We start from the raw sequence: 14,070 nt of genomic DNA, 5'->3' as shown, positions 1-14,070 counted from the left end.
CGCGCGCACTATTGAGACCTTTCCGGTCTCGAATTTCCCTGTTGAATATCATTCAAATTCCCTGACAGAGATCATCATACTTATCAGCGTTAATCCCCCCGCGAAAGCGCGTATCGTAACGGTTAACAAAGCGACACTTCGTCAGAGGATGAAACATGAGCACTACACGCATGCCTGCGCTGTTCCTTGGCCACGGCAGCCCGATGAACGTACTGGAAGATAATCGTTATACCCAAACCTGGCAGTATTTGGGCGCAACATTGCCGCGTCCACGCGCGATTCTCGCGGTTTCGGCGCACTGGTACACACGCGGCACGGCAGTAACGGCGATGAGTAATCCGCGCACCATCCATGATTTCGGCGGCTTCCCGCAGGCGCTGTTTGATGTGCGTTATCCCGCGCCGGGATCGCCAGAGCTGGCCCAGCAAGTGATTGATCTGCTCGCGCCAGTCGCCGTTCATGCCGATGAGGAGTGGGGTTTTGATCATGGTTCCTGGGGCGTGCTGGCAAAAATGTATCCCGAGGCCGACATTCCGGTTGTGCAATTGAGTATCGACGGTACTAAACCTGCCGAATGGCACTATGCATTGGGGCAAAAGCTGGCGTCATTGCGAGATGAAGGTGTGATGATCGTGGCTAGCGGTAATGTGGTGCACAATCTGCGTATGCTGCGCTGGCAGGGGGCGGAAACCGCGTATCCGTGGGCGGAGAGTTTTGACCATTTTGTACGTGAGAATCTGGATTTCCAGGGCGAAGCAGCGGATCATCCCTTGGTGAACTTTATGCAGCATCCGGATGCACAGCTTGCAAACCCAACGCCTGAACACTATTTACCGCTGCTTTATATTCTTGGGGCGCGTGCTGCTGATGAAGCGATCTCTATTCCCGTAGAAGGTATGGAGATGGGCGCGATCAGCATGATGTCGGTGCAGATTGGTTAATTCGCGTGGCCGCCCGAAGATTGCGGGCGGCGCAGCGTTTACTCAATAAAGGTATGCGGATAGAAGCGCGACAGATCCTGAGTGATCAAGGCACGATCTTCACGTATGCCAATACCGGCAGGTTGATCGTCAATCAGCCAACTACCGATTAAGGTATAGCTATCACCAAATTTCGGTAGCTGATAGAACTGCTGAATAATCATGCCTTCTTCGCCATACGGACCATCCGCACGCGCGATCTCCTGACCGTTCTCAATGATGCGAATATTGGCACCTTCACGTGAAAACAGCGGTTTCACCACGTATTTATCCATCTGCGGCGCGTTTTTATCATCGGCAAAATAGGCGGGCAGCAAATTGGGATGATTGGGGAACATTTCCCAAAGCAGCGGTAACAGCGCTTTATTAGAGATGATGCTTTTCCATGCAGGCTCCAGCCAGCGTACGCCCGCGTCTGCCAGCTTGGTGGAGAAAACTTCGCGCAGCATGAATTCCCACGGATAGAGCTTGAACAGATTGCTGATGACCTGATCGTTTACATCGGTAAACTGGCCTCTTTCACCCAGTCCAATCTCATCTATATAGAGAAACTCGCTCGGCAATCCGGCTTCGGTGGCGCAGTCCTGCAGATATTGCACCGTGGCGCGATCTTCTTCGGTATCACGACAGCAGGAGAAGTGCAGCCAGTTGAAACCGAACTGCTGATGCAGCGTGGCTAAGCGCTCGATCAGCTTCTCTTGCAGGCTGTTAAACTGGTCACTGCCCTGCGGCAGGTTACCCGCTGTGACCTGGTCTTCCAGCCAAATCCACTGAAAGAAGGCAGCTTCATACAGCGAGGTTGGCGTGTCGGCGTTGTTTTCCAGCAGCTTAGCGTCACCTTTGCCATCCCATGCCAGATCAAGGCGCGAATAGAGCGATGGCTGGCGCAACTTCCAGGAGTCGCGCACAAAATCCCACGTGTGCTTAGGAATGCAGAATCGGGTGAGCAGCTCGTCACTGTTCACCACTTTCTCCACCGCCTGCAAACACATCTGGTGTAGCTCGGCGGTGGTATCTTCCAGCTGTTCAACCTGCGCTAACGTGAATTGGTAGTACGCATCTTCACACCAGTAAGGTTCGCCATACATGGTGTGAAACTGGAAACCATACTCCGCTGCTTTTTCACGCCAGTCTGGACGTTCAGGGATTGCAATACGTTGCATGCTGCGGCTTAGCCTCCCAGCGAGCGGCTGCCAGTACCAGAGGCACTGCTGCGCTGCATGGTGTTTTGTTTTGCCACGCTGTCACCAAAGCCACCACGCGTGATGGTGGAAGTGGTGGCAGGTTTCGGCGCCATGGCTGTTTTCGGCACGTTGATGGTACGACCTGATGTCGCATTGCCGTAGTTTTTACCCGACGCGTCGACAAATTTTCCGTTTGCCGGGCTGTTCGGATTTTTTGGTGAGAACAACGGCTGCTGGGCAAAGCCTGCGCCGCCGCTCATCATACGTCCCATCATGTAACCGGCCATCAATGGCATCCAGAAGCTGCCGCTTTGCTGTGCTTCGGCATTATTAGCGGTCGTTCCAACGCCCGCTTGTGCAGGCGTTTGCTGGCACTGATTCTCACCAAACTCAGCCACACAATCTTCGCGCGTGGCGTATTTTGGCGCGGTACGTTCAGCTTCTTTCTGTGCGTTGTTATACGCAGTGGTACATTGCGCGCTCTGGCCTGGATTGGCTTTGGCGCAATCATCTGCGTTTTGATAGAGCGACACCGTCTCATCACTCTGCTCGCAGCCTGCCAGCATAAACACTGCGCTAACGGCAAAGGCGACTGGCGTTAAGTGGCGTGCCTGCCAGCTTTTACGAAAAGCGGCATGGCGAATATTTTTCGTCCGTTTCATTATTTTCATCCTGTGCCCAAAGGTGCGGTAAAGGATAGGGGATGAGCGGTGGAAAATGAAGCGCGAAGCCAGATGGGGAAAGCATCTTTACGTAGCTATACGATTGAATGCGAAAGGGGCCGCATGCGGCCCCTTGGGGAATTAATTACCGAATGGATTTCCGCTGCTGCGTGCGGCAGCTGGACGGGCTTGTGCGGCGGCTGAAGGCGATGACGCTTTCGGACCGTTATCCACACGCGCGGCCTGCTGGTTATTTTCCGGCGCCACCACTTCTGGTGTCGTGGTGATCTCTTTGCCCAGCGTGCTGTTCAGCTGCTGCAGATCCTGCTCGTTCAGCGTACCCAGCGCATATTTGATATTCAGCTGGTTAATCAGATAGCTATAACGCGCATCAGAAAGCTGCTGTTTAGCGTTGAACAGCGTGGTGGTTGCATCCAGCACATCAACGATGGTACGCGTACCAACTTGATAACCCGCTTCCATCGCATCCAATGAGCTTTGTGCAGAGACAACCGCCTGCTTGTAAGCATCGATGCTGCTGATGGAGGCATTCACGTTATTGAATGAAGAACGCACCGTCTGAACCGCGCTACGATGTGCGCCTTCCAGCTGCTCGCTGGCCGCGACATAGTTGTACTGCGCCTGTTTTACCTGTGAAGTCACCGAACCGCCGCTGTACAGTGGCATGGTGAAGCTCAGACCAACCTGGTTAGAACCGGTGATCGAGTCGGTGCTGCCGCTACTTTGATTGGCGCGGCTGCCGCCATATTTGCTGTTCGACATACCGGTTGACGCAGTCAAGTCCAGCGTTGGCATGTGGCCGGTTTCAGCTGAACGAATCTGCTCACGTGCCAGATCCTGGCTCAGACGCGCAGACAGCAAGGTCAGGTTGCGGCTTTCTGCTTCTTTCAGCAGGCTGGCAACGGCATCTGGACGTGCGGTTTTGAAACGATCGATATTCAGAGAAGCCAGCGACAGATAATCCATGCCGGTAATCTGACGCAGCGATTCCACAGCATTATCGAGGTTGTTACGTGCGGTCACTTCGTTGGCCAGCACGGTGTCATACTGTGCACGGGCGTTCTGCACGTCAGTGATCGCGACCAAACCTACGTTGAAGCGCTGAGTGGTTTGATCCAATTCGCGGTAGATCGACTGTTTCTGTGCTTCGGTATAAGAAAGCGTATCGATCGCCTTCAACACGTTGAAATAGGCAGTTGCACTATTCAGAATCAGATCTTGCTGAGCAACCTGATAAGTGACGTCCTGAATACCGGCTTGTTTTTCCTGCAGCGACAGCGCACGCCATTTCGACATATCGAAAATAGTTTGAGTTAATTGCAGAGAGGCGCTGGTCGTGTTGGAATGAAGTCCGCTGCTGTCACGGTAGCCGTTGTTATAAGTGTAATCTGCGCCCAAGCCTAACTGCGGCAATAAAGGACTACGCGCTTCATTGATTTTCTCAAATGCTGCGTCGCGATTAGCGGCAGAGGAGCGCAGATCGGGGTTGCTAAGGCGCGCCTGCTGATAGACCTGCAACAGGTTTTCTGCCTGGCTGGCAAGGCTGAATCCGCCCAGGCTCAGTCCAATAAAAAGTGGGAGCAGTTTTTTCATTTGCATTCCTTTTGTTGCAGCAAAATGCACTGGTAGTGCTGCAGGTAAGCCAAAAAAATAATCGCCGATTCTACAGAGGCGGCGTCAGAGATAAGTTGGCTGAACGTGCCTTCTTCCCCTAATTTACGTAAATAATTCAAAAAGAACCACTCGGACGGAGCGGTAGACTTGGCTTTTCTTTGCTCCATCCCAATCTGCATAAGGAATCAGACGATGGCGAGTGCAAAAAAATCCCCTGTGACTTTCACAAAAAACGATGTAGAAATTATTGCACGCGAAACGCGTTACGATGGTTTTTTTTCCATCGTCAGCTACCGTTTCCGTCACCGTCGTTTTAATGGCGAAATGAGTGGTGAAGTGGTGCGCGAAGTTTTTGAGCGCGGACACGCCGCCGTGCTGCTACCCTATGATCCCTTACGCGATGAAGTGGTGCTGATCGAACAGATCCGCATTCCCGCTTTTGATTCCAGCCCAACGCCCTGGCTGCTGGAAATGGTGGCTGGCATCATCGAACCTGGCGAAACACCAGAAGATGTCGCACGACGTGAGGCGGTAGAAGAGGCTGGCCTCAAGGTTGGTCGCGTCAAACCGATAGTGAATTACTTAGCCAGCCCCGGCGGAACGTCTGAACGTTTGTCGGTGCTGGTGGGCGAAGTGGATGCCAGCCTGGCAGAGGGAAATCACGGGCTGGAGGAAGAGAATGAGGATATTCTTGTCCATGTGGTGAGCCGCGAACAGGCTTATCGCTGGGTGGAAGAGGGGATTATTGATAACGCGGCATCTGTCATCGCCTTGCAATGGCTGGCGTTGCACCATGAAAAACTACGAGAAGAGTGGAAGCTAAAATGAAACAGCGCTACACCCCTGACTTTCTCGAAATGATGCGCCTGTGCGAAACCAATTTTGCCCAGCTGCGTCGCCTGCTGCCACGCAATGATGAGGCAGGCGCATCGGTGATTTATCAGGTGAATGGCGCCAGCTATCAGCTCACCATCGAAGAATCGACCCGTTACACCACGTTGGTGGAAGTGCGTCAGGTGGCGCCTGCGGTGAGTTACTGGAGCCTGCCTTCTATGTCTGTGCGGCTCTACCATGATGCGATGGTCGCTGAAGTGTGTTCCACTAAACAGATCTACCGATTTAAAGCGCGCTATGATTATCCTAATAAAAAATTGCATCAGCGCGATGAAAAACATCAGATTAACCAGTTCCTTGCGGATTGGTTGCGTTACTGCTTAGCGCATGGCGCTGTGGCAGTACCGGTTTGCTGATAGCGTAAAAAACGCAACGATGGCGTGGAGATTAAGGAAACGCTTTGGATAGCCTGCTAACTCTTCCTGCGCGAGATGGGTCTGATATCAGGATTTTACAAATCACGGATACCCATCTTTTTGCTGGAAAACATCAATCGCTGCTTGGGGTGAATACCTGGTCGAGTTTTGATGCGGTGCTGGATGCCATTGAGGCACAACAGCAGCATTATGATCTGATTATCGCCACCGGCGATCTCGCTCAGGATCACACCGTCGAAGCTTACCAACATTTTGTAGCGGGCATTAACCGTCTGCCGAAACCTTGTGTCTGGCTGCCGGGAAATCACGATTTTCAGCCGGCGATGGTGGATACACTGGCCGATGCGGGTATTAAGTCAGACAAGCATGTTCTGCTAGGCGATCACTGGCAGTTGGTGCTACTCGATAGCCAGGTATTTGGCGTACCGCACGGCATGTTGAGCGAATACCAGCTTGAGTGGCTGCACACCGCGCTCAGTAAGTATCCGGAACGTCATACCTTAGTGTTGCTGCATCATCATCCGCTGGCTTCCGGTTGTACCTGGTTAGATCAGCACAGCTTGCGTAATCCACATCAGCTGGAAGCAGTACTGCAACACTTCCCGCGTGCGCGCAATCTGGTGTGCGGCCATATTCATCAGGAACTCGATCTCGACTGGCATGGTCGCCGCGTAATGGCTTCACCATCGACCTGTGTCCAGTTCAAACCGCATTGCACTAACTTCACTATTGATACGCTGTCGCCAGGCTGGCGCTGGTTCACTTTGCAGCCAGACGGCGTGCTGCAAACCGAAGTGAACCGCCTGCAAAGCGATATGTTCCGCCCCGATCTTGATTCCGAGGGCTATTAAGCAATGGCGGCGCTGATCTATCTGCACGGCTTCAACAGTTCCCCGCAATCGGCGAAAGCCACCCAGCTGCAGCAATGGCTCAACGAGCAGCATCCACACATCAATGTGATGGTGCCGCAACTGCCAACGTTTCCGGCCGAAGCCGCCAGCATGCTGGAAGAGCTGGTGATGCAGTATTCCGGTGAACCGCTGGGATTAGTGGGATCGTCGCTGGGCGGCTATTTTGCTACCTGGCTGTCGCAGTGTTTTATGTTGCCAGCGGTGGTGGTCAATCCCGCCGTGCGGCCGTTTGAGCTGCTGGTGGATTACCTCGGCGAAAACCGTAATCCCTACACCGGCCAGCAATATGTGTTAGAGTCTCGCCACATTTACGATCTGAAAGTAATGCAGATTGACCCTCTTGAAGCGCCCGATTTACTCTGGCTGCTGCAACAAACCGGCGATGAGATACTCGATTATCGCCAGGCGCTGGAGTATTACAGCGCATGCCGCCAGACGGTTGAAGAGGGCGGCAATCATGCCTATATCGGATTCGAACGCCATTTCGCACAGATAGTTGATTTTCTGGGATTAAACGCCCAGTAACTTTGCGAGGTGGGGCCATTTTCCTATTGCTAATCAGACATTTACGATGAGCCAATCTAGCTATAATGCCGATGCCATTGAGGTCCTGACCGGCCTTGAACCGGTGCGTCGTCGTCCGGGGATGTACACCGATACCACGCGTCCAAACCATCTGGGCCAGGAAGTGATCGATAACAGCGTCGATGAGGCGCTGGCCGGTCACGCCAAACGTGTGGAAGTGATTCTTCATGCCGATCAGTCATTGGAAGTTATTGATGACGGTCGTGGCATGCCGGTGGATATCCATCCGGAAGAAGGCGTACCTGCGGTTGAGCTGATTCTTTGTCGCCTGCACGCGGGCGGCAAATTCTCCAATAAAAACTATCAGTTCTCAGGCGGCTTGCACGGCGTCGGGATCTCGGTGGTTAACGCCTTATCAAAGCGCGTCGAAGTTACCGTGCGTCGTAACGGCGAAATCTACCAGATTGCCTTCGAAAATGGCGACAAGGTGCAGGATCTTACCGTTACTGGCACCGTCGGTAAACGCAACACCGGCACCAGCGTGCATTTCTGGCCAGATGAAAGCTTCTTTGATAGCCCGCGTTTCTCCGTTTCCCGCTTATCACATTTGTTAAAAGCCAAAGCCGTGCTCTGTCCGGGCGTTGAAATTGTCTTTAAAGACAAGGTCAACGACACCGAACAAACCTGGATGTATCAGGATGGCCTGACCGATTACCTGTGTGAAGCGATTGACGGTTTGCCGACGCTGCCGGAAAAACCTTTTGTTGGCAGTTTTGCCGGCGATGTGGAAGCGGTGGATTGGGCGCTGCTGTGGCTGCCGGAAGGCGGTGAGCTGCTGACGGAAAGCTACGTCAACCTGATCCCAACCATGCAAGGCGGCACGCACGTTAACGGCTTACGTCAGGGATTGCTTGATGCCATGCGTGAGTTCTGCGAATACCGCAATATTTTGCCGCGCGGCGTGAAGCTCTCGGCGGAAGATATCTGGGATCGCTGTGCGTACGTGCTGTCGGTGAAGATGCAGGATCCGCAGTTTGCCGGTCAGACTAAAGAGCGCCTCTCTTCGCGTCAGTGTGCGGCATTCGTCTCAGCGGTGGTGAAAGATGCCTTCAGCCTGTGGCTGAACCAGAACGTGCAGGCGGCTGAAATGCTGGCCGAGCTGGCGATCTCCAGCGCACAGCGCCGTATGCGTGCCGCGAAGAAAGTGGTACGTAAAAAGCTTACTAGCGGACCGGCGCTGCCGGGCAAACTGGCTGACTGCACCGCGCAGGATTTGAATAGAACTGAACTGTTCCTCGTCGAAGGAGATTCTGCGGGCGGATCCGCCAAGCAGGCGCGCGATCGAGATTATCAGGCGATCATGCCGCTGAAAGGTAAGATCCTCAACACATGGGAAGTCTCTTCAGACGAAGTGCTGGCCTCGCAGGAAGTGCATGATATTTCGGTGGCGATCGGTATCGATCCTGACAGCGAAGATCTGAGCCAGCTGCGTTACGGCAAGATCTGTATCCTCGCGGATGCGGACTCCGATGGTCTGCACATTGCCACGCTGCTGTGCGCGCTGTTTGTGAAGCATTTCCGCTCGCTGGTGCAGCACGGCCATGTGTATGTGGCGATGCCGCCGCTGTATCGCATCGATCTCGGCAAAGAAGTCTACTACGCCTTAGACGAAGACGAGAAAGAGGGCGTGCTGGATCAGCTGAAGCGCAAGAAAGGTAAGCCGAACGTGCAGCGCTTTAAGGGCTTGGGTGAAATGAACCCGCTGCAGCTGCGCGAAACCACGCTCGATCCGAACACGCGTCGTCTGGTTCAGTTGACGATCAGCGATGAGGATGTCGATCAAACGCTACGTGTGATGGATATGCTGCTGGCGAAGAAACGCTCGGAAGATCGTCGAAACTGGCTGCAAGAGAAAGGCGATTTAGCCGACCTCGAAGTGTAAAAATTGGGACGCCACGGCGTCCCTTTTTATTGCTGCTGCAGCGCCTGCTTAATTCGCGCAACTACCGCGCTCCACTCTTCATCCTGCCCGCGCGCAAATAATCTCATCTGCGGATACCACGGCGAGTCATCGCGATTTTCTAACCAGCGCCAGTCTCGCGCCCAGGCAGGCAACATTACCCAGCAAGGTTTCCCCAGCGCACCGGCCAAATGGATTACCGACGTATCCACACCAATCACTAAATCCAGTTGTGAAATAACGGCGGCGGTATCCTGATAATCAGCGAATTGGGCGCCCAATGGCTGAAGGTGAGGAAAATGATTTACTTCTTCCTCTCCAGCCCCTTTTTGCAAACTAACCCAATGCGTGTCTGGTACAGAAAATAGAGTTGCCAGTTCAGACAGATGTGACAGCGAACGCTGGCTGTCATTTTTGTGTGCGCTGGAACCTTTCCACACAATGCCAATTTTTTTACCTGTGCCAGCAATCGGCCATTTCGCCTGATACTCAGGTGCGCCAGATAAATAAGGAACATCGGCATTAAATGGCTGCGGCGAGTTGAGAAAATGTTGCGGCAAATCCAGCAGTGAACACCAATAATCGGCCTGCGGCAGCGCCTGATGTTTATCTTCCCTGATTAAATAACTGTCGACATCTTTCAAGCTTGCCATTAAGGGTTTCAAGGCGGCGTTGCCGATCATGATTACCTTACCGGCATGCTTTTCCGATTTTACCCGTGAGAGAAAACGGCAAAACTGAATCTCATCACCCAGTCCTTGTTCCGTTCGCACCAGCAGCGTCATACCAACTAAGTCTTCACCTTGCCAGTAACGAATAGGTAGCTCAGGTAAGGTAAAAAAGCGCTCAGGATTATCTGTTGCGTAACGTGCCTGATAATTGCGCCAGCCAGCAGCAAAGTTACCTTGCTGTAACTGGACCATGCCGAGCGCATTCTGGCAGCGACGGTCGCCATTACGCTCATGCATCACGCGTTGCATCTGGCTTTCTGCTTCTTGCAGTTGCCCCATGTGTGCCAGCAAGGTGCTCATACCATAACGCGCTTCGGTATAATCTGGCTGAATACGCATTGCATGGCGGTACTGATGCAATGCTGCAGAATAACGATGCTGTTTGTGCAGCAAAATAGCGTAGTTGTTGTGGCAAGCTGCATAGCGGTCATGCGCTTGCAGAGCGGCTCGATAATGCTGCTCTGCCTCAGCAAAGCGGCCCGCATCATAATGTGTTAAACCAAGGCCATTGAGCAGCCCGGCATCTTGTGGTGAAAGCGTTAAAGCACGCTGATAGTAGCGCTGCGCCGTATCGACATCACCAGCGCGCCGTGCCAACCGCGCGGCTTCATGCAGGAACCAGCCATCATAGGGAGCCAGTGTGAGATGAGCACGAACCTTGCGCCAGGCTTCATCTTGCTTTCCTCGTTGGATCAACTGAGTTACAGCTTGCTGCTGACGTAAGTCGTTACCCATCCGAGGTTTATGACGCATTATGATATCCTGCCGCTGATTGAGGTGGCGTAATTTACAACAGATATTGCGGAAACAACGCCAGGACAGGTCTTGAACCGTTCTCTGAGGATGAGAATTTTGAAAATTACACTGGAAGAATTGCGTGCCTGGGTGACGGTTGTGGATACCGGTTCAATCACTGCTGCGGCAGAACAGTTGGAACAAACCAGCTCCGGTATTAGTCGTGCGTTGAGTCGCTTAGAAAGCAAGCTGCAAACCACATTAATGCACCGCACAACTCGTCGTCTGGCGTTGACCGAAGAAGGGCTTATTTTCCTCGATCACGCGCGGCAGATTCTCGCTTCAGTCGAGCAAGCGGAAGAACATATTGCTCAGCGCAGAGACACTCCTTCAGGGCGGCTACGCGTTAATGCCAACACACCCTTTACTTTGCACGTTATTGTGCCGCTTGTTGCAGAGTTCAGTCAGCGCTATCCGCACATTCAACTTGAACTGAACACTGACGACATCGTCATCGACCTGCTGGAGCAGCAAACAGACATTGCCATCCGCATCGGTGAGTTGCGGGACTCCACGCTGCGCGCGCGCGTCCTTGGCAGCAGCGTGATACGTCTGTTGGCCAGTCCGGCGTATCTGGAGAAATATGGCGTTCCAGAAAGCGTGGATGCGCTGGTGAATCATCAACTGCTGGGGTTTAGTCAACTTGATGCGCATAACATTTGGCCGGTTTGGCAGCGAGAAGGAGAGTTCCTGCGCATCAAACCTACGTTATCTGCTTCGAGTGGTGAAACGCTTCGTCAACTGGCATTGGCTGGGCAAGGCATTGTGCGTTTATCTGATTTTGTCAGCCGTGAAGATCGCATCAATGGACGTCTGGTTCAGATTCTGGAAACTGAAACGCGCGAGCAGCGCCTACCTATCCACGCGGTTTACTATCGCAACCAATCTCTTACCTCCCGCATCACCTGTTTTCTGGATTTTTTGCGCGAAAAAATTCAGGAAAATCATCTGTTATAGTCCTGTTATGGTTTAATTATTTCCCTTCTCTGGTCGTTTTGTTTCCCATAAAGGTTTGTTAATTCAGGTAGTTAATTAACTAACTGGCTTTTTGACAATGTTGGGAAATTTTTTCTTTCCTAACGGGACGTTTCTTATGTCTCGGAAATCTCTCTTTCCTGATTATGTCGCTCACTTTGAGCCCACGGAGGTGGGTTGAGCCAGGGAGATTGCTGCGCTTGTACGCAATCGCGCAATCAAAATCTAAATGACGGAAGGGATTAATCATGAACGTTTCGCCCGTAAGTGTTGCGGTTATTGATAAAAAAACCATTACTAAAGCGGAAGTACTGCGAGCTGATAAAAACGGCAAAGCAGCAAAAATTCAAGCGATCACCAATGGCAAATATATGCTCACGCAAGGTAATGATGGCGTAGCGCCAGAAAATATTACTGTTAAGCGCGTAGGCAAAAATTTGCTGGTAATGCTGGAAGGTTCCACAGCCAGCCAGCCTGATCTGATCATTGAAGACTTTTTCACTAAGTCAGGCTCATTGGTGGGTAAAGCCGAAGATGGCGAAATGCATGAATATGTTGCGACTGATGGCCGTTCAGATCACGATGCTGCTGCACTTGCTGATGGCGAAACTGCTGCACTAGCTTTAGGTGAAGGTGTCGTTGAGACCGATTCAGGTTTTACGCTGGCATCAGGTTTTGAATGGTCACCAGCATTGATTGCGTTGGGTGGCTTAGCGGCAATCGCGGCTGCAGCGGGCCTTGGTTATGTGGCGGCAAAAGATCAATACCAGGATAAAAACAGCAGCAATGGCAACAGCAGCGGTGGCGGTGACAATGGTAAGGGGGGCGATGGTGGTGAGGGCGGTGGTGATACAGGCGGCCGTGATGTAAAAGTCCCAACGGTAAACGGGCTGTATGATGACGTAGGCAGCATCACGGGATTGATTGCTAAAGGTGGCAGGACTGATGACACCACGCCAACGTTAAATGGCATGGGTACAAAAGGTAATATCATCGAAATTTGGGATGGTGCGACCAAAATTGGTGAAACCACCGTCGGCGAAAATGGCACCTGGTCATTCACGCCAGGCAAAGCGTTTACTGCAGGCAGCCATAGCATCATCACACGCGAGCGGAACGAAAATGGTGTCGTAGGCGAGTACAGTGATCCCTGGGACTTTGTCGTTGATTTGACGGCACCTGCAAAAGGAACCATTGGTGGATTGTTTGATGACAGTGAGAACCCGCCAAAAGAAATCACTAAAGGCGGCGTAACTAAAGACAGCACACCAACGCTTTCCGGCACCGCAGAAGCAAACTCTACCATTGAAATCTGGAAAGATGGCAAGCTGCAAGGCACGGTAAAAGTGGATAGCGAAGGTAAATGGAGTTACACCAGCCCGACTTTAGAAGATGGTAAACACGATTTCAGTATCGTCGTAGTAGATCAAGTTGGTAACAAATCTCTGCCGTCTGACGCATGGATTGTTGAAGTTGATACAGTAGCGCCGGAAAATAAAGGCATTGGTCAGATAGTAGATAGCGAAGGCAATCCAATCGCTGCTGGTAGCGAGACCGAAGACAGTAAACCAACCTTTACTGGTACTGGCGAAAAAGGCGATATCATCAAAATCATTGATAATGGTAAAGTTATTGGTACAGCGATTGTTGATGATAAAGGCGAATGGAGCTTCACGCCGGAGAAATCTGTTGGCAATGGTGAACATGAGTTCCAGATCATCGTAGTTGATCCTGCTGGAAATGAATCTGCAGCATCTGACAAGGTGACAATTGGTGTGGATGATCCACTTGCACCAGTCGATCCGGGCGATGAAGTTGTCCCGAATCCGGAAGTACCGGTCACTGGTACAATCGATAAAGTCATTATTGATAATAATGATGCAGGTTTCAGAACAGAGATTGGCAATGGTGGCGCGGTGAACGATACGACGCCAATTATTGAAGGTTCGGGTAATAATGGGGATATCGTATATCTGTGGCTCACAGGAAAAACGCATAATTTCTATTTTTCAACAGTCGTTGATGCCAACGGTAAATGGAGCTTTGAAACACCTGCGCTGCCTGATGATGAATATAACATTGAAGCTGCATTCAAAGATGCCGATGGTGTCGTAACGGATAAAACTTCGGTGTTTGAATTAGAAATTGATACAATGCCACCGCCACAACCGATCATTGATTTCTTCTCTTATGACCTGAATGGGTTAGACCTGCCTGAATTACTTTCAGATCAAAATGACGCATTGTTCACAACAGAACCTGTTGAGCCGGTTTCATTAGATAATTTGCATGATTTTTTATTGAATGACATCACGTTCACTACGGATGTCAATAAATTATCCTCCACCGGTTTGTTAACGCAAAATAACGAAAGCGTTAACAGTTTTCCGGCTATCGATGATTATTTAAATCAGTCATCACATAATTAATTTTTCTCGAGG

At 51.6% G+C, this 14,070-nt stretch carries 12 protein-coding genes; 8 read left to right on the top strand and 4 right to left on the bottom strand.

The window, feature by feature from the left end; genetic code table 11:
* Window positions 1-155: 155 nt before the first annotated feature.
* Window positions 156-941: a 4,5-DOPA dioxygenase extradiol gene (gene ygiD / locus NR302_RS16320; protein WP_258143954.1), complete on the top strand. Its 786-nt coding sequence runs from the start codon at window positions 156-158 to the stop codon at window positions 939-941.
* 38 nt (window positions 942-979) lie between these two features.
* Here the strand turns inward: ygiD and NR302_RS16315 are convergent, their stop codons facing one another.
* The 3 genes from NR302_RS16315 to tolC all read right to left on the bottom strand — a co-directional run bounded on the left by NR302_RS16315 (window position 980) and on the right by tolC (window position 4,440).
* Window positions 980-2,143 carry a glutathionylspermidine synthase family protein gene (locus NR302_RS16315; protein WP_258143953.1) on the bottom strand — a complete coding sequence of 388 codons (1,164 nt, stop codon included), beginning with the start codon at window positions 2,141-2,143 and terminating at the stop codon, window positions 980-982.
* An 8-nt stretch (window positions 2,144-2,151) separates the two neighbouring features.
* Entirely contained in the window at window positions 2,152-2,826 is a 675-nt protein-coding gene (locus tag NR302_RS16310; protein WP_008103408.1) for a DUF1190 family protein, read from the bottom strand.
* Between the two features lie 141 nt (window positions 2,827-2,967).
* Window positions 2,968-4,440: an outer membrane channel protein TolC gene (gene tolC, locus NR302_RS16305; RefSeq protein ID WP_258143952.1), complete on the bottom strand. Its 1,473-nt coding sequence runs from the start codon at window positions 4,438-4,440 to the stop codon at window positions 2,968-2,970.
* Between the two features lie 213 nt (window positions 4,441-4,653).
* Here tolC and nudF point away from each other — a divergent pair, with 213 nt between their 5' ends.
* The 5 genes from nudF to parE are packed head-to-tail and all read left to right on the top strand — an operon-like array spanning window position 4,654 to window position 9,110.
* Window positions 4,654-5,289 carry an ADP-ribose diphosphatase gene (gene nudF, locus NR302_RS16300; protein ID WP_008103402.1) on the top strand — a complete coding sequence of 212 codons (636 nt, stop codon included), beginning with the start codon at window positions 4,654-4,656 and terminating at the stop codon, window positions 5,287-5,289.
* A complete protein-coding gene (locus NR302_RS16295) occupies window positions 5,286-5,711 on the top strand; it encodes a DUF1249 family protein (protein ID WP_258143951.1) in 426 nt (141 codons plus the stop codon). Before nudF ends, NR302_RS16295 begins: the two co-directional genes overlap by 4 nt.
* 44 nt (window positions 5,712-5,755) lie before the next feature.
* A complete protein-coding gene (gene cpdA, locus NR302_RS16290; RefSeq protein ID WP_008103398.1) occupies window positions 5,756-6,583 on the top strand; it encodes a 3',5'-cyclic-AMP phosphodiesterase in 828 nt (275 codons plus the stop codon).
* 3 nt (window positions 6,584-6,586) lie between these two features.
* A complete protein-coding gene (gene yqiA, locus NR302_RS16285) occupies window positions 6,587-7,168 on the top strand; it encodes an esterase YqiA (protein ID WP_154155078.1) in 582 nt (193 codons plus the stop codon).
* Window positions 7,169-7,214: 46 nt separating this feature from the next.
* On the top strand, window positions 7,215-9,110 hold the full coding sequence (gene parE, locus NR302_RS16280; protein ID WP_061720471.1) for a DNA topoisomerase IV subunit B: 1,896 nt from the start codon (window positions 7,215-7,217) through the stop codon (window positions 9,108-9,110).
* Between the two features lie 26 nt (window positions 9,111-9,136).
* Here the strand turns inward: parE and NR302_RS16275 are convergent, their stop codons facing one another.
* Window positions 9,137-10,612 (bottom strand): tetratricopeptide repeat protein, encoded by a 1,476-nt coding sequence (locus tag NR302_RS16275; RefSeq protein WP_258143950.1) that lies wholly within the window; start codon window positions 10,610-10,612, stop codon window positions 9,137-9,139.
* Between the two features lie 99 nt (window positions 10,613-10,711).
* Here NR302_RS16275 and NR302_RS16270 point away from each other — a divergent pair, with 99 nt between their 5' ends.
* Both NR302_RS16270 and NR302_RS16265 read left to right on the top strand, forming a co-directional pair.
* Complete coding sequence (locus tag NR302_RS16270) at window positions 10,712-11,611, top strand: LysR substrate-binding domain-containing protein (protein WP_258143949.1); 900 nt, start codon at window positions 10,712-10,714, stop codon at window positions 11,609-11,611.
* A 266-nt stretch (window positions 11,612-11,877) separates the two neighbouring features.
* Entirely contained in the window at window positions 11,878-14,058 is a 2,181-nt protein-coding gene (locus tag NR302_RS16265; protein WP_258143948.1) for an Ig-like domain-containing protein, read from the top strand.
* Window positions 14,059-14,070 lie beyond the last annotated feature (12 nt).

Source organism: Pantoea sp. SOD02 (genome assembly GCF_024707505.1).
Classification (GTDB): Bacteria; Pseudomonadota; Gammaproteobacteria; order Enterobacterales; family Enterobacteriaceae; genus Pantoea; species Pantoea symbiotica.
Note: the sequence above shows the minus strand (reverse complement) of the source record. Positions and strands in the feature narration are given on the sequence as shown.